The following is an 18,157-nucleotide window of genomic DNA, read 5'->3' as shown; positions in this document are numbered from 1 at the left end:
CAAGGCCGTCCGGCAGGGGGGTCGGAGGGGGTCGGTAGGGTGCACGACGTGCCGGACCGTACCGAACTCCCCCACGCCTCGAGCGGCACCGACGACGCCGTCCGCCCGAGCCCGTCCCGCCGGCCCGTGGAGGCGGTGCTCTTCGACTTCCACGGCACCCTCGCTCAGGTGGAGGAGCCGCTGGCCTGGGTGCACGCCGCCGCAGCCGCCTGCGGGGTCGAGCTGGACCGCATCCGGGCCACCTCGCTCGCCGACCGCCTGCTCACCGCCGGCCGGGCGGGCGGGCCGCAGCCGACCCGCGTCCCGCCCCGGCTGGCCGAGCTGTGGGCCGACCGCGACCTCTACCCGCACGCCCACCGGGGGGCATACACCGGGCTGGCGGAGACCGTCGACGCCGGCATCGACGGCTTCGCCGACGCGCTCTACGAGCGGGTGCTGGTCCCCGAGGGGTGGATGCCCTACCCGGACACCGCCCCGGTGCTCGACGCGCTGCGGGCCGCCGGGGTGAAGGTGGCGGTGGTCAGCAACATCGGCTTCGACCTGCGACCGCTCTTCGCCGCCTGGGACCTCGACGCGCTCGTCGACGCGTACGCCCTGTCGTACGAGGTGGGGCGCTGCAAGCCGGACCCGGGGATCTTCCTGCGCGCCTGCGGCATGCTCGGGGTCGACCCGGAGCACACGCTTATGGTGGGCGACACCCCGGCCGACGCCGGAGCGGTGGCGACCGGGTGCGGGGTGCTTGTGCTGCCGTGCGCCGACGCCGGCCGGCCGAACGGGTTGGGGGCGGTGCTCGACCTGGCCGGGGTCGGGTGAGCGACCGGACGCCGGCACGTGCGCCGGGCCGGCTCGGTGGCGTCGCGCTGGTGCTCGGCGGCGCGCTGTCGGTGCAGTTCGGCTCCGCGCTCGCCGCGCTGCTGTTCCCGCGCACCGGGGTGGCCGGCGCGGTCACGCTGCGACTGACCCTCGGCGCGCTGCTGATGCTCGTGGTGTGCCGGCCCCGGCTGCGCGGGCACGGGCGGGGTGACTGGGCCGCAGTGGTCGCGTTCGGGCTGGCCCTGGCCGGGATGAACTCGATCTTCTACCAGGCGATCGAGCGGATCCCGCTCGGTCCGGCGGTGACGCTCGAGGTGCTCGGCCCGCTGGCGCTGTCGGTGGTCGGGGCGCGCCGGGCCGCGGCCTGGTGCTGGGCCGGGCTGGCACTGGCCGGGGTGGCCCTGCTCGGGCAGGGCGGGTTCGACCGGCTCGACCCGGTCGGCGCCGCGCTGGCGCTGGCCGCGGGCAGCATGTGGGCCGCGTACATCGTCTGCTCGGCCCGGGTCGGCGCGCGGTTCCCCCGGGCCGACGGGCTGGCCCTCGCCCTCACCGTGGCCGCGCTCGTCACCCTGCCGATCGGGCTTGTCGACGCCGGCGGCCGGCTGGCCCACCCGGCGGTGCTGGGGCTCGGCGCCGGGCTGGCGCTGCTCGCCTCCGTGCTGCCGTACAGCCTGGAGTTGGTGGCGTTGCGGCGGCTGCCCACGGCGACGTTCGCGGTCCTGATGAGTCTCGGGCCGGCGATCGCCGCGCTTGCCGGCTGGCTGGTGCTCGGCCAGGCGCTGCGCCCGGTCGAGGTGCTCGCCATCGGGCTTGTGGTCGCCGCGAGCGTCGGCGCGGTCCGCGCCGCGACGCCCCCGCCGGTGCCGTCGACGCCGGTCCCGTCGACGCCGGCCCCGCCGCCGGTGGTCAGCGCAGCAGCCGCAGCGCCGCCGGCACGGCGGTGACGGTGACCGGCAGGTCGAACGTCCGCTCCCCGTCGGCGTACGTGGTGATGCCCTCCGCGGCCAGCTCCACCGTCCGCGCCCGGTAGGTCCGCACCAGCGGGTGCGTCACGTGGGTGCCCCGGTAGATCCGCGGCTTCACCCGCATCAACGTGCGCCTGTCGAAGCGACCGCCCACCACCACGTCGAGCAGGCCGTCGGTCGGGTCGGCGTCCGGGCAGATCCGCATGCCGCCGCCGTAGCTGGCCGTGTTGCCGACCGCGACAAGCACCGCGTCCACCTCCTGCGGCACGCCGTCGAGGGACAGCCGGTAGCGACGGGGCCGCAGCCGGGCCAGCTCGACCAGGATCGCCACGTCGTAGCGGCGTGGTCCGCGCGGCCGGCGCATCCGGTTGGCCCGCTCGTTGACGATCGCGTCGAAGCCGGCCGCGAGCACCGCGCCGTACCAGCGCGCGTCGCCGTCGGGCCGGGACATCCGGGCCAGGTCGACCGGGCGGCTGCGGCCGGCGGCCAGCGCGGCGGCGATCACCTCGACGGCGGCGAGGGGATCGGCCGGGAACCCGGTGTCCACCGCGAAGTCGTTGCCGGTGCCGGCCGGGACCGGCCCGAACGGCACGGCGGTGCCGGCGACGGCCTGCACCGCGCGGTGCACGGTGCCGTCCCCGCCGACCGCGACGAGCGCCCCGGCGCCGCCGGCCACCGCGGCGTGGCACGCCGCCTCCGCCTCCCCTGGGGTACGCGCGCGCAGCAGCTCCACCGGGCGGCCGGCCGCGCCGAGGCGCTCCAGGACCGCCGGCAGCAGGCCACGGTGCCGCCCCCGTCCGGCGACCGGGTTGGCGAGCACGGCGACGGGGCCGGACGGAACATGATCGGGCGCGGTCACGGCGAGCACCGTACGACACGAGACGCGCGACCCACCAGGGGAGACGCCGGCGCCGGACATCGACGGGACCACGGCGTCGGCGCTGCTGCGGCATACTCCGCGCCATGCGCACCCGCACCATGGTCGCCGTCCTCGCCCCGCTCGCGCTCGCCCCGTTCCTGCTTGCGGCCGGGCTCTGGTGGGCGTCCCGGCCGGAGGAGCCCGCCTGGCACGACGCCGCGGTCGCCGACGCGGCGGAGACCGTCGACCGGGTCGAGGCGCGCTTCGACCGCGATCACCTCTACAAGGCCGAGGATTTCGTGCACGCCGCCGGGCAGGAGCCCGACGTGGCCGTCCTCCAGGTGCGCGGCGACACGCACTGGCAGAGCGGGGTGACGTTGGTGCTGCGGGTGACCGGGCACGGCGTCGGGGTGAACGGTCACGGTCAGACCATCGCCGGCGACGCGCGGGTCTGTTTCCGCCTGAGCCTCGGCCCGGACCGGGACGACCGCGACGACGACATCGACTGCCCGGCCGGCGACCCGATCCCGGTCCCCGCCGATCCGTCGCTGACCGGCGTCGACGACCGACTGCGCAAGGCGCTCACGAAGGCGGGACCCGACGAGGCCGCGGCCCGGGCCGCCGTCGCCGGGCTGAAGCTCGACCCGGCCGTACGGCAGGAGATCGCCGTCGAGGGCGGCACGGTCGGCGTGGCGCTGCGGGCCAGCCAGTATGACTGCCTGCTGGCCCGGGTCGGCCCGTCCGGCGCCGAGACGTGGCGCCCCTCGCACACCCAACTCGCCCCCGGCGAGCTGAGCTGCACGGCCGGGCTGGCGCTGAGCAGCCAGTTCGGCCACCGCGAACGCTGACGGCCGGGTCAGCGCACCACCAGCCGCCTGCTCACCGACGGGACACCGTCGCCCTTGACCTTCAGCGTCCAGTTGCCGGCGGCACCGAGTGCCACCACCGTCTCGGCGGTGCCGTTCGGCTCCGCCTTCAGCTCGGCGATCCGCTTGCCGTCGGGGTTGAGCAGGTAGAGCGTCCGAGCTCCGGCGGTCTTGTTCGTCACCTTCAGCGCGAGCTTCTCGCCCGGCTCGGCGATCAGCCCGTCGACGCCGGTGAGCGTGTCACCGCTCAGCTCGATGGCGACCGCCCGGTCGTACTCCGTCTCGGCCGCGGCGCTTGCCACGGCGCCGTCGTCGGTGACGGTGATCCTGGTCCGCACCCCGTCGCCCTGCCGGCCCGGCTTGCAGGCCACCTCGTACGTGCCTGTGGCGAGCGTGGCACGCAGGTCGCCGGTGCGGCCCGGGGGCACGTCGGCCACCTCGCCCACCATCTTGGTGAACTTCTCGCCCTCCCGGCCGTAGACGTAGACCCCGGTGGCCTGCTCCCCCCGGTTGGTCACGGTGAAGGTGACCGTGCCCGGCGTGAACAGCGTGGTGGTGACCTCGCAACTGGTGTCGGTGGCGGTCACCGGAACCTGCTCGCCCTTCGGCGCGGGCTCGTCGTCGCCGCAGGCGGTGAGCGCGGTGGCGGCGCAGAGGACGGTCAGAACGGCGGCGGTACGGCTTTTCATCGGGCTCTCCGGAGCGGGGGTCAGCGCGCTGACCGGGACGGGTGGGACTCGGCGGAGTCAGCAGAGTCTAAGCGGGCGCGCTGCCCCGGCAAGGCCCGAGGGCGGTTCGAATGTCCGGCTCCGGTGCGGCGATGATGGCGGGATGCGTCTGGTCTCCCTGCTCCCCTCCGCCACCGAGATCGTGTACGCCCTGGGCCTCGGCGAGGAACTGGTCGGGGTGACGTTCGAGTGCGAGGTGCCCCAGGCGTACCGGGCCTTCCCCACCGTCGTGGTGGGCGGCCGGGACACCCGTGGCATGAGCCCCGGCGAGATCGACGCGTACGTGCGGGAACGGCTGGCCGCCGGCGCGGACCTCTACACGCTGCACGCCGGCGCGCTGGCCGGACTGGACCCGGACCTGATCCTCACCCAGGATCTGTGCCGCGTCTGCGCGCTGCCCGCCGGCCGGGTGACCGACGCCGTCGACCATCTCGGCACCCGGGCGGACGTGGTGTCGCTCGACCCGTACACCCTCGACGACGTGCTGGGCACGATCCGCGCGGTGGGCGCGGCGGCCCGGGTGCCGGACCGCGCCGAGGCCCTGGTGGACGCGCTGCGTGCCCGGCTGGCGGCGGTCGGCGCGGCGGTGGCCGGCCGGCCCCGGCGGCGGGTCGCCGTGGTCGAGTGGGTCGACCCGCCGTTCGGCGCCGGGCACTGGATCCCGGACCTGGTCGACGCGGCCGGCGGTGCGCCGGTGGCCACCCACCCGGGCGCCCGGTCCACGCCTACCACCTGGGCGGACCTGCGCGCCGCGCGCCCGGAGGTGGTGCTCGTCGCGCCGTGCGGCTTCCACCTGGACGGCGCCGCCGCGCAGGCGGCCCAGGTGGCCTGTCACTTCCCGGGCGCGGAGGTGTGGGCGCTTGATGCGGACGCGCTGATCGTGCGCGCCGGCCCCCGCCTGGTCGACGGCGTCGAGGCGATCGCCGCCATCCTGCACCCCGACGCCGTCCCACCCGTCTCCCCCACCGCCGCCCGCCGCGTGGCCTGACCCCGCCCCGCCCTCGCCCCCGCCCCGTCCCGCCCTCGCCTCGTCGATCTTGGACTTGTGGTCGTTGACAAAAGTCGCTTAACGAACATTCGAGGCGCCACAAGTCCAAGATCGACGGGGACGAGGGGGCGAGGGACGGGCACGAGGGCGAGGACGGGGCCAGGACGGGGCCAGGACGGGGCGAGGACGAGGACGAGGACGATGACGGGAACGCCGCCCTCGCGAGTGCGGGGGCGGCGTTCGGGTGGAGGTGTGGGCGGGGATCAGGTCATGTCGTCGTAGCGGCGTTCGATCGGCGCCGGGGCGGCGATCGGCTCGGGCGCCTCGACCGGGGCGGACGCCTCGATCCGGGCGCCGGTCGGCACCGGCTCGTCCGACAGGTCCAGTGGCGACACCTCGTCGTCGGCGAGGTTCGCGTAGACCTCGCGTCCACGCCCGCGCCGCCGGTCGTTGAGGAACGCCAGCCCCACCGCGCCGAAGTAGAGCGCGGACAGGCAGAACGCCAGCGCCGTCATGCCGAACGGGTCGGGCGTCGGCGTGACCACCGCGGAGAACGCGAAGAACACGAAGATCGCCACCCGCCACCAGCTCAGCAGCCGCTTGGCGCTGGCCAGGCCGACGAAATTGAGCATCAGCACGATCAGCGGGAACTCGAACGCCACCCCGAACAACAGGATCAGGTTGGTGACGAATCCGGTGTAGCGGGTGATGTCGAGCGTGGTGGTCACGTCGCCGCCGCCGGAGACGTCGAGCAGGAACTCCAGGCCCTTGGACGTCACGAAGAACGCCAGCACCGCGCCGGCCGCGAACAGCGGCGCCGCCAAGGCGGTGAAGAAGTAGGCGTAGCGGCGCTCGTGCCGGTGCAGGCCCGGCGCGATGAACGCCCAGAGCTGGTAGAGCCAGATCGGCGCGGCGATGATCAGGCCGACCCAGAGGGAGACCTTCATCTGCAGCAGGAACAGGTCGGCGGGGCCGAGCTGGACGAAGTTGCAGTCGCCGTTGACCAACCGCGCCTTGGGCAGGTCGCAGTAGGGCTTCTGCAATAGGTGCATCACCGGCCCGGAGAGCCAGATGCCGAAGCCGAAGCCGATCAGGATCGCCAGCGACGCCCGGAACAGGCGGTTACGCAGCTCGCGGATGTGCTCCATGAGCGTCATGGAGCCGTCCGCCGCGCGCGCGAACGTGCTCGGCCCGCGCTTCTTCAAACCCAAGGCCACGGTGGTGGAGGCCCTCTCGGATCAGTTCTCGCGGACGCGCTGCACCGGGTCGGCCGGCGGCGCGACCGGCTGCTGCGGCTGCGGGGCGAACTGCTGCTGCGGCTGGGCGTACTGCTGCTGGCCCTGGACGTACTGCTGCTGCGGCGGGAGCGGCTGGTAGCCGGCCTGCGCGTCGGCCTTCTCGGCCAGGTCGCGGTCGTCGTCGTCGTGCAGGCTCTTGGTCTCGGCCTTGATGATCCGCAGCGAGCGGCCCAGCGAGCGGGCCGCGTCGGGGAGCCGCTTCGCGCCGAAGAGCAGGATCAGCACGACCACGAGTACGGCGATGTGCCACGGCTTGAGGGCACCCATGGGAAGCTCCAGTCGCTCTGTGTCGGTGTGGATGGTGGGTCGCCGCCCATCGTACGTGCGTCGCAGCGGCTTGCCACCCCCGCCGGGCCTGCTGGTGCGGCCCGGTCGGTGAAGTCTCGACCAACCCGAAGTGTCCCGTCAACCGCCCATCGAGGCGCATTCGGGCGCGTTACCGCCCAGAAACGACGGGTGTCGATCACTCCCCGCGCTTGGCCTTGATCAACACGATCCGCTCCTGCGCCACGGCCGCCCGCTCCTGGAGCGTCTCGGCCCGCGCCTGCAACTCCTCGGCGGCCGAGCGCAGCGACTCCGCCTCGGTCGCCCGACGCTGCAACGCCACCGCCGCGCGGCGCAGCCGGGGCAGCCGCGCCACCACCGGGCGGACCGCCAGGGCCAGCACGACAAGCGCGAACAGCACGACCCCGAGCACGATCCAGATCACCACGGCGGTCAGCCTATCGGGTGCCGCCGGTCGCCGCCGGGTCGGCGGTGCCGGTCGGGACCGCGTACGCGTCGAGCGCCGCGACCGCCTGCGCGCGGACCTGCTCGGCCAGCTCGGCCGGGGCCACCACGGTCGCCTCCGGGCCCAGCCCGAGCACGAACCGGCGGGCCCAGCCCAGGTCGGTGACCCGCAGTGACACCAGCCAGTGCTCGCCGTCGGCCTCGACCCGCTCGCACGGATAGTATTCGGTGATCCACCGCTCACCCCGGCCGATCCGCAGCGTGATCAGCGGCAGGTCGGCCGACGGCCGGAACACGCCGTCGCTGAGGTCGTGCGGGCGGGCCTGCGGCGGCACCACGGCCCGCTCCGGCAGCTCGGTGACCGCGTCGATCCGGTCGGCCCGGAACAGCCGGACCGCCTCGGCCCGGCGGCACCACGCCTCCACGTACGCCCGACCCGCGACCATCAGCATCCGCAACGGGTCGATGGTGCGCTCGGTGGTCTCGTCCCGGGCCGGCGTGTAGTAGGTGATCCGCAACGCCCGGCCCCGCTCGACCGCGGCGCGCAGCTCGCGGACCCGGGCGTTGTCGCCGGGCAGCCGCACCTCCACCGGCGCGCCGGCCAGGTCGCCGGCCGCGCCCTCGATCTTGGCGAGGGCCCGCTCGACCGCCTCCCGGTTGGCCACCCCGGGCGTCTCGGCGAGCATCCGCAGCGCCACCACCAGGGCCAACGCCTCGTCCGGGGTGAGCCGCAGCGGCCTGTCGATGCCGGCGTCGTAGGTGATGGTCACCCGGTCGCCGTCGAACGCCATGTCGATCAGGTCACCCGGCCCGTAACCGGGCAACCCGCACACCCAGAGCAGCTCCAGATCCTCCCGGAGCTGCTTGTCGGTCACGCCGAGGTCGTGCGCCGCCTCGGCGATCTCGATGCCGGGGCGGGCCAGCAGGTAGGGCACCAGGTTGAGCAGCCGGGCCAGCCGGTCGGCCGAGGCGCGGCCGGCGCGACTCGCCGGCCGGGTCACCGGGCACCCCCGGCCACCGCCAGCTCGTCGTGCCGGGCGGCGATCTCCTTCAACCGCTGGATGACCGCCTCCCGCACCTCAGGCGGCTCCAGCACCCGCACGTCCGGGCCGTAGCCGACGACCTGACCGGCCAGGAAGTCGGCATCGGCGTACGGCAGCACCAGGCGGTCACCGTCCGGGCCGGCGTGGCTCTCCACCGCCCAACGACGCAGCCCGGCGGCCCGGCCCGGCGTCACGAGCACGCTCGCCCGGCCGGTGCGCTCCACCGGCCCCGACCAGCGGGCCACGTGGCTGATCAGGTCCACCCCGGCGGGCGGCTCGTAGGCCCCCGGCTCCCCGGTCGCCCGGACCGCGCCCACCACCCGGGACAACCGGAAGCAGCGGGTCGCCGCCCGGTCCAGGTCGTGGGCGACGACATACCACCGGCCGCGCCAGCAGACCACGCCCCACGGCTGCACCCGGCGTCGGGTCGGCGCGTCCCGGTCCGGCACCCGGTAGTCGAAGCTGACCTCCCGCCGGTCCCGCGCGGCGGCGGTCAACGGCGCGAACGCCGGGTCGACAGTCACCATCGGCTCCAGGCCGAGGGTCGCCTGCGGATCCACGTCGATGCCCGCGGCCCGCAGCTTCGCCAGCCCCGACGACGCGGCGGCGGCCAGGCCGGCGTGCTGCCACAGCCGCGCCGCGATGCCCACCGCGGCGGCCTCGTCCGGCTCGAGCGGGATGTCGGGCAGCGCGTACTCCCGGTGGGCGATCCGGTAGCCCGGCTCGGCGTCGAAGACGCTTGCCGTCCCGGTCTCCAACGGCACGCCCAACTCCCGCAGCTCGGCCTTGTCACGCTCGAACTTGCGCTGGAACGCCTCGTGGTCCTTCGCGTCGTCCGGGTCGTGCTCGTAGCCGGGCACGGTCGCGGCGATCTGGGCGGCGGTCAGGAAACGCCGCGTGGACAGCAGGCAGATCACCAGGTTGACCAGGCGTTCGGTACGGGTCCGGGACACGTACCGAACGCTAGCAGCCCGCGCGTCCGACGCGGGCACCCGCGCGGGCGCGGCGCGGGCCCGACTCGACGGGCGGCCCGTCGGGACCGGTCATAGGGTGAGCGCATGGCGGAAGCGGCAGTCAAGACCGAAAGCGTCGGCACCGTCGTGGTGGCCGGTGCGGCGAACCTCGCCATCGCGATCGCCAAGCTGGTCGCGGGCCTGCTCTCCGGCTCCGCGGCGATGCTCTCCGAGGCCGCCCACTCGGTCGCCGACACCACCACCGAGGTGCTGCTCTACCTGGCGCTGCGCCGCGGCGCGCGGCCCGCCGACCCCCGGCACCCCTTCGGGTACGGCAAGGAGAGCTACGTCTGGGCGTTCCTCGCCGCGCTGTTCACGTTCGTGGCCGGCGCCGGCTTCGCCATCACCCACGGCGTCACCACCATCCTGGTGCACGAACACACGGGCGACTACCTGGTCGCGTACGTCGTGCTGGCGGTCTCGTTCGTCATCGAGTCGGTGTCGCTGGCCCGGGCCGTGCGCCAGGTACGCGGCGAGTCGCGACGCTGGCGCACCACCCCGCGCCGCTACCTGCGGCTCACCGCCGACACCACGGTCAAGGCGGTCTTCCTGGAGGACAGCGCCGCGCTCATCGGCCTGCTGATCGCCGCCGCCGGGCTCACCCTGTCCCACCTCACCGGCGACGAGCTGTACGACGGGATCGCCTCGATCCTCATCGGCGTGCTGCTGCTCGTGGTCGCCGCCATCCTGGCCCACAGCAACATCTCGCTGCTCGTCGGCCGCGCCGTCTCCGAGCGGGTGCACCACCAGATCGAGCAGGAGCTGACGCGACTGCCGACGGTGGACCGGATCGACACGCTGATGACCATGTTCCTCGGCCCGCAGGACATCCTGGTCGCCGCGAAGGTCGACTTCCGCGACGACGCCACCGGCGCCGAGATCGAGGCCGCCTCCGACGAGGCCGAACGCCGGCTCACCGGGCGGTTCCCGGAGATCGCGTACGTCTTCCTCGACCCGACCCGGTCCCGCTCCACCGGCCGGCCGGCCCGGACCACCCAGGACGAGACCGGCCGACCGGTCGACCAGGAGGCCTGACCCGTCGCCGCCCGCCCGGGCGCCTGCCGATAGCGTGCCGGTCATGGTGCGATGGCGGTCCGGCACGGTCACGGCGGTACGGCGACGATGGGCCGGCGCGGTCGAACTCGACGTCGACCTGCCCGACGGCGACCGGATGCGGGCCCTGGCCTACCCGGCGCTCGTCGGCGACCCCGAGCCCGGCGACCGGGTGCTGCTCAACGCCGGCGCCCTCCTGATGAGCCTCGGCACCGGCGGGTACGCCCTCGTCGTCGCGCTGCCCGACCGGCTCCCCGCCGACCCGCCGCAGGCCGGGGACAGTCGCGACGCCGGGCACCTGGTCAAGGCCCGCTACACCCCGCTGCAACCGATCCTGCTCGGCGTGGACGAGGAGGCCTCCCCGCACCACGCGCGGCTGGCCGCGGCCGAGTCGCTCGACGGGATGCCTGTGGTCACCGCCGACCTGCACTCCGCGCTGCCGGCGATCCTGGCCGGCATGCACGCCGACGCCCCCCACGCCCGGGTCGCCTACCTGCTCACCGACGGCGGGGCGCTGCCCGCCTGGTTCTCCCGCACCCTCGCCGGGCTCGCCGGCCACCTCGCCGGCACGGTGAGCGTGGGCCAGGCGTTCGGCGGCGACCTGGAGGCCGCCACGCTGCACAGCGGGCTGCTCGCCGCCCGGCACGTGCTCCACGCCGACCTGGCGATCGTCGCCCAGGGGCCGGGCAACCTCGGCACCGGCACCCGCTGGGGATTCTCCGGGGTGGCCGTCGGCGAGGCCGTCAACGCCGTCGCCACGCTTGGCGGGCGCCCGGTCGGCTCACTGCGCGTCTCCGATGCCGACCCACGCCCCCGGCACCGCGGCGTCTCCCACCACAGCCTCACCGCGTACGGCCGGGTGGCGCTGGCCGCCGCCGAGCTGGTCGTGCCGGACGGCCTCGACCCGGAACTGACCGCCGTCGTCACGGCGGCGCTGGAGCCCCTGGCCGACCGGCACCGGATCGTCACCGTGCCCACCGACGGCCTCGACGCGGCACTGCGCGCCAGCCCGGTCGGACTGTCGACGATGGGCCGCGGCCTCGACGCCGACCACGCCTACTTCCTGGCCGCCGCCGCCGCCGGCCGGTACGCCGCCGGCCTGCTCGGCTGAGCCCAGCGACCCCGGCCCGCGTGCCGGCGCCTCGCGCCCGCGCCTGCCGGCGCCTGCCTGGCGCGTGGGGGCGCGTGGGGGCGCGTCTCAGCCGAAGAAGACGATCAGCCCGATCCAGGCGGCCACGATCAGCACCAACGCGGTGGCCAGCACCCAGGTGGGCACCGCGTGGTCGCCACGGCGGTTGCGCTCGATCTCGGCGCGGATCTTCTCCCGTCGCCTGTCGATCCAGTTGAGCTTCTCGGCGCCGCCGTCCCGCTCACGGCCCGAGTTCTGGCCGCGCTCGCGGCCCTGCGGTTCGGAAGTGTCCATGGGAACGCCAGCGTACCGGGGCCCGGGCGACCGGTGCCGGGCACCGGCCGCCCGACGCCGTCACATGCTGGCGATCAGCCGCTCCACCCGCTCGTCGTACGCCCGGAACGGGTCCTTGCACAGCACCGTGCGCTGCGCCTGGTCGTTCAGCTTCAGGTGCACCCAGTCGACGGTGAAGTCGCGCCGCTTCTCCTGCGCGTGCCGGATGAACTCGCCCCGCAGCCGCGCCCGGGTGGTCTGCGGCGGCGTCTCCTTCGCCTCGAAGATCTCCGGGTCGTTCGCGATCCGGTCCACCTCGCCCCGGCGCTCCAGCAGCCCGTACAGGCCCCGGCCGCGCCGCACGTCGTGATAGGCCAGATCCATCTGCGCCACCCGGGGGTGCGACAGCGGCAGGTCGTGCTTGCGCTGGTAGCGCTCGATCACCTTCAGCTTTGACACCCAGTCGATCTCCCGCGCCACCGGGTCCAGGTCACCGGTCTCCACCGCGCGCAGCACCCGCCCCCACAGCTCCACCACCCGCTTGGCGGTCTGGTCACCGCCCCGGCGCTCCACGAACTCCGTCGCCTTGGCCAGGTATTCCTGCTGGATGTCGAGCGCCGAGACCTCCTTGCCGGAGGCCAGCCGGACCTTGCGCCGGCCGGTGATGTCGTGCGACACCTCGCGGATCGCCCGGATCGGGTTCTCCAACGTCAGGTCCCGCATCACCACGCCCGCCTCGATCATCCGAAGCACGATGTCGGCGGTGCCGACCTTCAGCAGCGTGGTGACCTCGTTCATGTTCGAGTCACCGACGATCACGTGCAGACGCCGGTAGCGCTCCGCGTCCGCGTGCGGCTCGTCCCTGGTGTTGATGATCGGCCGGCTGCGCGTCGTCGCCGACGAGACACCCTCCCAGATGTGCTCCGCCCGCTGCGACAGGCAGTAGACCGCGCCGCGCGGCGTCTGCAACACCTTGCCCGCACCGCAGATCAACTGCCTCGTGACCAGGAACGGGATGAGCACGTCGGCGAGACGGCCGAACTCGCCGTGCCGGGACACCAGGTAGTTCTCGTGACAGCCGTACGAGTTGCCGGCCGAGTCGGTGTTGTTCTTGAAAAGGTAGATCTCGCCCGCGATGCCCTCGTCGTGCAGGCGCTTCTCCGCGTCGACGAGCAGCCCCTCCAGGATCCGCTCGCCGGCCCGGTCATGTGCCACCAGGTCGGTCACCGAGTCGCACTCCGGTGTCGCGTATTCCGGATGCGAGCCCACGTCCAGATAGAGGCGGGCGCCGTTGCGCAGAAAAACGTTGCTCGACCGGCCCCACGACACCACCCGCCGGAACAGGTACCGCGCGACCTCGTCGGGGGACAGTCGGCGTTGCCCGCGATAGGTGCAGGTGACGCCGTACTCGGTTTCGAGGCCGAAGATTCGCCGCTCCATGATGAGACATTAGCCGCCCGGAGCCCGCAATGGGCAGCGCCGACGGTCAGCATCACGCGTCAAGGTCGCCGGTTCGGCGAGGTGGGGACATCACGCGGCAACGGACCCCGCCACTTCGGCGAAGTGGCGGGGTCCGAAAGCACGTCTCACTCGGTGGGCTTGTCCTCCGCGTGGCCCTCCAGATCGGCGGAACCCGCCGAGGTGGTCGGCTTCTTCGCCTCCTCGGTCGGCACCGTCGGGGTCTTCGCCCGCCCCGGCGCCGGGGCGGTGTCGGCCCCCGCGTCGCCGTCCAGCAGCCCGGACAGCGCCGCCCCGGTGATCCGCCGGAACGTCCGGCCCACCCGGCCCCGGTCCAGGACCGCCACCTCGAGCTGGTTGGCGGCGATCGTCCGGGCCGCGCCACCCTCACCGCCGACGCTGCTCAGCGCCTTCATCGCGGCACGGACCGCCTCGGACAGCGACATCTCCGGACGGTGCTCGTTCTTCAGCACACCGGCGATCGCCTCGGACTGGCCACCCATCGCCATCCGGCCCGGCTCGTCGTTCACCGAGCCGTCGTAGGTCACCCGGTAGAGCGAGTCGTCCTCCGCCGTCGCGCCGACCTCGGCCACGCAGATCTCCACCTCGAACGGCTTCGACTGCTCGGTGAAGATGGCGCCGAGCGTCTGCGCGTACGCGTTCGCCAGGGCCAGGCCGTTGACGTCCCGCCGGTCGTAGCTCAGGCCGTTGAGGTCGGCCATCCGCACGCCCGCGCGCCGCAGGTTCTCGAACTCGTTGTACCGGCCCACGGCGGCGAAGCCGATCCGGTCGTAGATCTCGCTGACCTTGTGCAGGGTGCTGGAGAGGTTCTCGGCGACGAAGAGCACCCCGCCGGCATAGCTCAGGACCACCGCGCTGCGCCCCCGGGCGATGCCCTTGCGGGCCAGCTCGGAACGGTCGCGCATGATCTGCTCGGGCGAGGCGTAGAACTGCATGGCCACGGCGGCGGTTCTCCTTCTTCGGGACTGCTGACTCGGTGACGGGTGGACGGCGTCAGCCGCCCGGGTTCTCCATCCGGCCGGACACCACGCCCTCGGCGAGCGTCGCCGTCTCGGCGTCGGTGAGCCGGTGGGTGCCCTCGGCCGTCGCGGTCATCACGACCGGGTAGATCCGCCGGGTCAGGTCAGGGCCGCCGGTGGCGGTGTCGTCGTCCGCCGCGTCGTAGAGCGCCTCGACGGCAAGCCGGGTCGCGTCCTCGACCGACAGGCCCGCCCGGAAGCGCTTCTTCAGCGCCGACTTGGCGAACAGCGAGCCGGAGCCGATCGCGTCGTAGCCGGTCTCCTCGTACGGGCCGCCGGTCACGTCGAAGCTGAAGATCCGGCCGGCCCGTGCCGGGTCGCTCGCCGCCAGGTCGAAGCCGGCGAACAGCGGCACCACGGCCAGGCCCTGCATGGCGGCGCCCAGGTTGCCCCGGATCATCGAGGCCAGCCGGTTGGCCTTGCCGTCGAGCGAGAGCATCGCGCCCTCGATCTTCTCGTAGTGCTCCAACTCCACCTGGAACAGTCGCATCAGCTCGATGCCGATGCCCGCGGTGCCCGCGATGCCGACGAGCGAGTACGCGTCGGCCGGGTGCACCTTCTCGATGTCACGCTGGGCGATCAGGTTGCCCATGGTGGCGCGCCGGTCGCCGGCCATGACCACGCCGCCCGCGGCCGAGATGGCCACGATCGTGGTCGCGTGCGGCGCCATGTCGGCGGCCATGCCGGGCGGCAGCGGCCGACGGCCGGGCAGCATCTCGGGGGCCACCTTGCTCAGGAATGTGGTGAAGGAGGACGTCCCCGCGTTGGTGAACACATCTGGAAGACGCCCGGATGGATCAAAACCCGCTGCCACGTGGTTCCTCTCAGGTACGTGATCGCCCCGGCCAGGTTGTTGAGGTCGTCCTTGAACTGGCCAAGACCACCGTTGCAATTGAAGCAGAGTATCCCCCGCACCCATCCGGTGCGATGATCGTGGTCCAGGTGTTCCGGATCGGGGCGCCGGCAGATCGCGCGCACGCCGCCCCGCTACGGCGCGATCCCACGCTTGCGGCGGCTCGCCTCGGAGCGGGCGAGCACGCAGGTCTTGCGGTAGCACGCCGGTCCGTCTGGTCGTCGCCGGTTACGGCGAGACGCCGACTCCGGCAACGACCGGCCGCACTGGGGGCAAAGCTTGTCCGAAGCCTGCGGCCAATCGGACATAAGCCTCATTGGCCGCCCTTTTGCACATAGCCCCGGACGAACTCCTCTGCGTTCTCCTCCAGGACGGAGTCGATCTCGTCGAGCAGGTCGTCGACATCCTCGGTGATCTCGGCATGCCGCTCGGCAACCTCGGGGTTGGCCTCAGCGGTGACCTCCTCGACCTCCTCGTGGGACTTGCCGGACTGGGTCTGCCCACCCTCTTGCGTCGCCATGGTGGTGCCTCCTCCACGATCGCCTGCGATCAACTTACCTCGCGCGGGCGACGAAAGGCCCGCCGCGCGCCGGGTTCCGGCACTCGACGGGCCTTCCGGCATCCGGGTCAGCCGCCGGTGAGCAACTCCAACAGGTCCTTGGCGCTCTCGCACCTGTCGAAGAGTTGGCCGACGTGCGCTCGGGTGCCCCGCTCGGGCTCCATCATCGGCACCCGGACCAGCGACTCCCGGCCCACGTCGAAGATGACCGAGTCCCAGCTCGCGGCGACCACCTCGGAGGCGTACTGCGCCAGGCAGCGGCCCCGGAAGTAGGCACGGGTGTCCTCCGGTGGCTCGGTCATCGCGGTGCGGGTCTGCTCGTCGCTGAGCAGCGTCTTCATCGAACCGCGCTGAACCAGCCGGTGGTAGAGGCCCTTCTCCGGCCGCACGTCGGAATACTGCAGGTCGACCAGTTGCAGCTTGTGTGAGCCCCAGCCGAGCTTCTCCCGCTCCCGGTAGCCCTCCAGCAGCCGCAGCTTGGCCACCCAGTCCAGCTCGTCGGCGCACTCGAAGGCGTCCCGGCCGAGCCGGTCCAGCACGCTCTCCCAGCGACGCAGCACGTCGGCGGTCTGCGCGTCCACGTCCTGGCCGTAGCGGTCGTCCACGAAGGAGCCGACCCGCTCCAGGTAGGCCCACTGCACGTCGAGCGCGGTGAGGCGGCGGCCGTCGCGCATCCGCATGAGGTGCTTCAGCGACGGGTCGTGGCTGACCGCGCGCAGCTCGCCGACCGGGTCGGCGATGCCCAGGTCCGCGCCGAGCGCCTTCTCCTCGATCATGGCGAGGATCAGCGACGTGGTGCCGACCTTGAGGAACGTGGAGATCTCGGACAGGTTGGCGTCGCCGATGATGACGTGCAGCCGACGGTATTTGTCGGCGTCCGCGTGCGGCTCGTCCCGGGTGTTGATGATGGGCCGCTTCAGCGTGGTCTCCAGGCCCACCTCGACCTCGAAGAAGTCGGCCCGCTGGGAGATCTGGAAGCCGCTCTGGCCGCCGTCCTGGCCGATGCCGACGCGGCCCGCGCCGCAGACGATCTGCCGGGTGACGAAGAACGGCGTCAGGTACGCCACGATGTCGGCGAACGGCGTCTGCCGGCGCATCAGGTAGTTCTCGTGGGCGCCATAACTGGCGCCCTTGTTGTCGGTGTTGTTCTTGTAGAGGTGAATCGGGTGGGTGCCCGGGATGGTGGCGGCCCGGCGGGACGCCTCGGCCATCACCCGCTCCCCCGCCTTGTCCCAGCGCACCACGTCGAGAGGGGTGGTCACCTCGGGAGTGGAGTACTCGGGGTGCGCGTGGTCGACATAGAGCCGGGCGCCGTTGGTGAGTATCACGTTCGCGAGCCCGAGATCCTCGTCGGCGAGCGCCTCCGCCGGGTCGTAGGCGGCCCCGGAGTAGGTGAACCCGCGGGCGTCGCGCAGCGGCGACTCCTCCTCGTAGTCCCAGCGGGCCCGCCCGCCCCGGTTGAGTTCGGGTCGCGCTCCGTAGGCGTTGACCACCTGCGACGAGGTGACCATCGGGTTGGCTCCGGCCTGGCCGGGCACGGAGATGCCGTACTCGACCTCCGTGCCCATGATCCGTCTGACGCTCATCGACCTGCCCGCTCCGCTCGCCGTCTCGGGGTCCCCGTCATGTCGAGCGTAGTCGGACCGTCGCCGATAGGTGACGCGCCGGGCCCCGGAGCCGACGCGATGGCGTGGCACACGGGGTGGCCGGTCAGAAGAAGCGGTACATCTCGGCCGGTGCCTTCTCGGTCTCCGAGGCCTTGGGCAGGCTGATGGTGACCGGCTCACCGAAGCTGTGCAACTTCAACTCGTTCTCGATCGCCCCGGCGTCCGTCTCGAACGTGAAGGTGAGCAGGGTGAGCCGACCCTCGGCATCCAGGGTTGCCTGGAACGGCACCGACTTGTTCTTGAGCACCTTGAACGCGTCCCGCAGACTCGTTCGCTCCACCTCCGTGGATGCCGCCTCGACGGCCTTGTCGGTGTTGGCCACGCCGGCGTAGCGTCCGTCGCCAACGGATTCGGCGGATTCCACGCCACCGAGGATGCCAGCCTGCGACCGGATTTCGATGCCCTGGGCCATCGGCCCGTCCGGCCTGAGTCGCTTGCGGTCCAGCTTCAACCAGGGCTTGCCGTCCGGCTCGTCCTGCTGAAGGTAGAGAGCGTCGGCGGTGACGACCACCTTGACATCTTCGGGTTTGGTCATGTCTACGGTCATCGCGCCGGTAGCCGGTTCGATGGTGGACCGGACGGTGATGGCCTGCTTTCCCGCCACGACGGTGCGGGACTCCATCGTGGCCGTCTTCGCCAGGCTGCGACCGAGACTCTGTCGGATCGCAGTGACCGGGTCGACGGCCTCGGCGGCGGCCGGGGCCGTGGTGGAGTTGTCCGACGCGGAGCCGGTGTCAGTGGTGGTGCCGCAGGCGGCGAGCAGCGCCGCCAGGCAGACGGCGAGGACTGGAACGAGTGATCTACGCACCGGCAGACTCTAGCG

General features: G+C 73.1%; 21 protein-coding genes. 6 read left to right on the top strand and 15 right to left on the bottom strand.

Annotation, left to right across the window (positions count from 1 at the left end; translation table 11 throughout):
• The first annotated feature begins 48 nt into the window (after window positions 1-48).
• Together SM450_RS22875 and SM450_RS22870 are read left to right on the top strand one after the other, a co-directional pair.
• Window positions 49-813 carry an HAD family hydrolase gene (locus SM450_RS22875; protein WP_474621801.1) on the top strand — a complete coding sequence of 255 codons (765 nt, stop codon included), beginning with the start codon at window positions 49-51 and terminating at the stop codon, window positions 811-813.
• Window positions 810-1,757, top strand: a complete 948-nt coding sequence (locus SM450_RS22870; RefSeq protein ID WP_474621800.1) for an EamA family transporter — start codon at window positions 810-812, stop codon at window positions 1,755-1,757. The genes SM450_RS22875 and SM450_RS22870 overlap by 4 nt, the downstream gene beginning before the upstream one ends.
• Here the strand turns inward: SM450_RS22870 and SM450_RS22865 are convergent.
• Entirely contained in the window at window positions 1,720-2,646 is a 927-nt protein-coding gene (locus SM450_RS22865; protein ID WP_474621799.1) for a diacylglycerol kinase family protein, read from the bottom strand. The two genes, SM450_RS22870 and SM450_RS22865, sit on opposite strands and share 38 nt — an antisense overlap.
• A gap of 95 nt (window positions 2,647-2,741) precedes the next feature.
• Here SM450_RS22865 and SM450_RS22860 point away from each other — a divergent pair, with 95 nt between their 5' ends.
• Window positions 2,742-3,485: a hypothetical protein gene (locus SM450_RS22860; RefSeq protein WP_474621798.1), complete on the top strand. Its 744-nt coding sequence runs from the start codon at window positions 2,742-2,744 to the stop codon at window positions 3,483-3,485.
• Between the two features lie 8 nt (window positions 3,486-3,493).
• On the opposite strand, the gene SM450_RS22855 is transcribed toward SM450_RS22860, so the two are convergent.
• Window positions 3,494-4,192: a hypothetical protein gene (locus SM450_RS22855; RefSeq protein ID WP_474621797.1), complete on the bottom strand. Its 699-nt coding sequence runs from the start codon at window positions 4,190-4,192 to the stop codon at window positions 3,494-3,496.
• A gap of 142 nt (window positions 4,193-4,334) precedes the next feature.
• On the opposite strand from SM450_RS22855, the gene SM450_RS22850 reads away from it, so the two are divergent.
• Complete coding sequence (locus SM450_RS22850; RefSeq protein WP_474621796.1) at window positions 4,335-5,219, top strand: ABC transporter substrate-binding protein; 885 nt, start codon at window positions 4,335-4,337, stop codon at window positions 5,217-5,219.
• Window positions 5,220-5,482: 263 nt separating this feature from the next.
• Here the strand turns inward: SM450_RS22850 and tatC are convergent, their stop codons facing one another.
• The 5 genes from tatC to SM450_RS22825 form a co-directional block, all read right to left on the bottom strand.
• A complete protein-coding gene (gene tatC / locus SM450_RS22845; RefSeq protein ID WP_474621795.1) occupies window positions 5,483-6,436 on the bottom strand; it encodes a twin-arginine translocase subunit TatC in 954 nt (317 codons plus the stop codon).
• A 21-nt stretch (window positions 6,437-6,457) separates the two neighbouring features.
• Window positions 6,458-6,784 (bottom strand): Sec-independent protein translocase subunit TatA, encoded by a 327-nt coding sequence (gene tatA, locus SM450_RS22840; protein ID WP_282282067.1) that lies wholly within the window; start codon window positions 6,782-6,784, stop codon window positions 6,458-6,460.
• Window positions 6,785-6,980: 196 nt separating this feature from the next.
• A complete protein-coding gene (locus SM450_RS22835; protein WP_474621794.1) occupies window positions 6,981-7,229 on the bottom strand; it encodes a hypothetical protein in 249 nt (82 codons plus the stop codon).
• 10 nt (window positions 7,230-7,239) lie between these two features.
• Window positions 7,240-8,247 carry a helix-turn-helix transcriptional regulator gene (locus tag SM450_RS22830; RefSeq protein WP_474621793.1) on the bottom strand — a complete coding sequence of 336 codons (1,008 nt, stop codon included), beginning with the start codon at window positions 8,245-8,247 and terminating at the stop codon, window positions 7,240-7,242.
• Window positions 8,244-9,242 carry a helix-turn-helix transcriptional regulator gene (locus SM450_RS22825; protein ID WP_474621792.1) on the bottom strand — a complete coding sequence of 333 codons (999 nt, stop codon included), beginning with the start codon at window positions 9,240-9,242 and terminating at the stop codon, window positions 8,244-8,246. Before SM450_RS22825 ends, SM450_RS22830 begins: the two co-directional genes overlap by 4 nt.
• Window positions 9,243-9,347: 105 nt before the next feature.
• On the opposite strand from SM450_RS22825, the gene SM450_RS22820 reads away from it, so the two are divergent.
• Complete coding sequence (locus SM450_RS22820; protein ID WP_474621791.1) at window positions 9,348-10,337, top strand: cation diffusion facilitator family transporter; 990 nt, start codon at window positions 9,348-9,350, stop codon at window positions 10,335-10,337.
• A gap of 43 nt (window positions 10,338-10,380) precedes the next feature.
• On the top strand, window positions 10,381-11,466 hold the full coding sequence (locus SM450_RS22815; RefSeq protein WP_474621790.1) for a DUF3866 family protein: 1,086 nt from the start codon (window positions 10,381-10,383) through the stop codon (window positions 11,464-11,466).
• An 87-nt stretch (window positions 11,467-11,553) separates the two neighbouring features.
• On the opposite strand, the gene SM450_RS22810 is transcribed toward SM450_RS22815, so the two are convergent.
• The 8 genes from SM450_RS22810 to SM450_RS22775 form a co-directional block, all read right to left on the bottom strand.
• A complete protein-coding gene (locus SM450_RS22810; protein WP_474621789.1) occupies window positions 11,554-11,778 on the bottom strand; it encodes a hypothetical protein in 225 nt (74 codons plus the stop codon).
• 60 nt (window positions 11,779-11,838) lie between these two features.
• A complete protein-coding gene (gene pafA / locus SM450_RS22805; protein ID WP_474621788.1) occupies window positions 11,839-13,197 on the bottom strand; it encodes a Pup--protein ligase in 1,359 nt (452 codons plus the stop codon).
• A gap of 146 nt (window positions 13,198-13,343) precedes the next feature.
• Window positions 13,344-14,177, bottom strand: a complete 834-nt coding sequence (gene prcA / locus SM450_RS22800) for a proteasome subunit alpha (protein WP_474621787.1) — start codon at window positions 14,175-14,177, stop codon at window positions 13,344-13,346.
• Window positions 14,178-14,229: 52 nt separating this feature from the next.
• Window positions 14,230-15,069 carry a proteasome subunit beta gene (gene prcB, locus SM450_RS22795; protein ID WP_474621786.1) on the bottom strand — a complete coding sequence of 280 codons (840 nt, stop codon included), beginning with the start codon at window positions 15,067-15,069 and terminating at the stop codon, window positions 14,230-14,232.
• A complete protein-coding gene (locus SM450_RS22790; RefSeq protein ID WP_474621853.1) occupies window positions 14,988-15,170 on the bottom strand; it encodes an endonuclease domain-containing protein in 183 nt (60 codons plus the stop codon). Before SM450_RS22790 ends, prcB begins: the two co-directional genes overlap by 82 nt.
• A 251-nt stretch (window positions 15,171-15,421) precedes the next feature.
• Window positions 15,422-15,628, bottom strand: coding sequence for a ubiquitin-like protein Pup (locus SM450_RS22785; protein ID WP_282282054.1), 207 nt, complete (start codon window positions 15,626-15,628; stop codon window positions 15,422-15,424).
• Window positions 15,629-15,735: 107 nt separating this feature from the next.
• The gene (dop, locus tag SM450_RS22780; RefSeq protein WP_474621785.1) at window positions 15,736-17,253 is read right to left on the bottom strand and encodes a depupylase/deamidase Dop; all 1,518 of its coding nucleotides are present in this window, start codon (window positions 17,251-17,253) and stop codon (window positions 15,736-15,738) included.
• Between the two features lie 124 nt (window positions 17,254-17,377).
• Window positions 17,378-18,142 (bottom strand): hypothetical protein, encoded by a 765-nt coding sequence (locus tag SM450_RS22775; protein WP_474621784.1) that lies wholly within the window; start codon window positions 18,140-18,142, stop codon window positions 17,378-17,380.
• Window positions 18,143-18,157 lie beyond the last annotated feature (15 nt).

The organism is Micromonospora marincola, assembly GCF_056150385.1.
Note: the sequence above shows the minus strand (reverse complement) of the source record. Positions and strands in the feature narration are given on the sequence as shown.

Bases quoted from the DNA above. Each gene is read 5' to 3' on its own strand.
- SM450_RS22785 (WP_282282054.1), bottom strand. From the start codon at position 15,628: ATGGCGACGCAAGAGGGTGGGCAGACCCAGTCCGGCAAGTCCCACGAG.
- SM450_RS22860 (WP_474621798.1), top strand. From the start codon at position 2,742: ATGCGCACCCGCACCATGGTCGCCGTCCTCGCCCCGCTCGCGCTCGCC.
- SM450_RS22810 (WP_474621789.1), bottom strand. From the start codon at position 11,778: ATGGACACTTCCGAACCGCAGGGCCGCGAGCGCGGCCAGAACTCGGGC.
- SM450_RS22855 (WP_474621797.1), bottom strand. From the start codon at position 4,192: ATGAAAAGCCGTACCGCCGCCGTTCTGACCGTCCTCTGCGCCGCCACC.
- tatA (WP_282282067.1), bottom strand. From the start codon at position 6,784: ATGGGTGCCCTCAAGCCGTGGCACATCGCCGTACTCGTGGTCGTGCTG.
- SM450_RS22820 (WP_474621791.1), top strand. From the start codon at position 9,348: ATGGCGGAAGCGGCAGTCAAGACCGAAAGCGTCGGCACCGTCGTGGTG.
- SM450_RS22850 (WP_474621796.1), top strand. From the start codon at position 4,335: ATGCGTCTGGTCTCCCTGCTCCCCTCCGCCACCGAGATCGTGTACGCC.
- dop (WP_474621785.1), bottom strand. From the start codon at position 17,253: ATGAGCGTCAGACGGATCATGGGCACGGAGGTCGAGTACGGCATCTCC.
- pafA (WP_474621788.1), bottom strand. From the start codon at position 13,197: ATGGAGCGGCGAATCTTCGGCCTCGAAACCGAGTACGGCGTCACCTGC.
- SM450_RS22815 (WP_474621790.1), top strand. From the start codon at position 10,381: ATGGTGCGATGGCGGTCCGGCACGGTCACGGCGGTACGGCGACGATGG.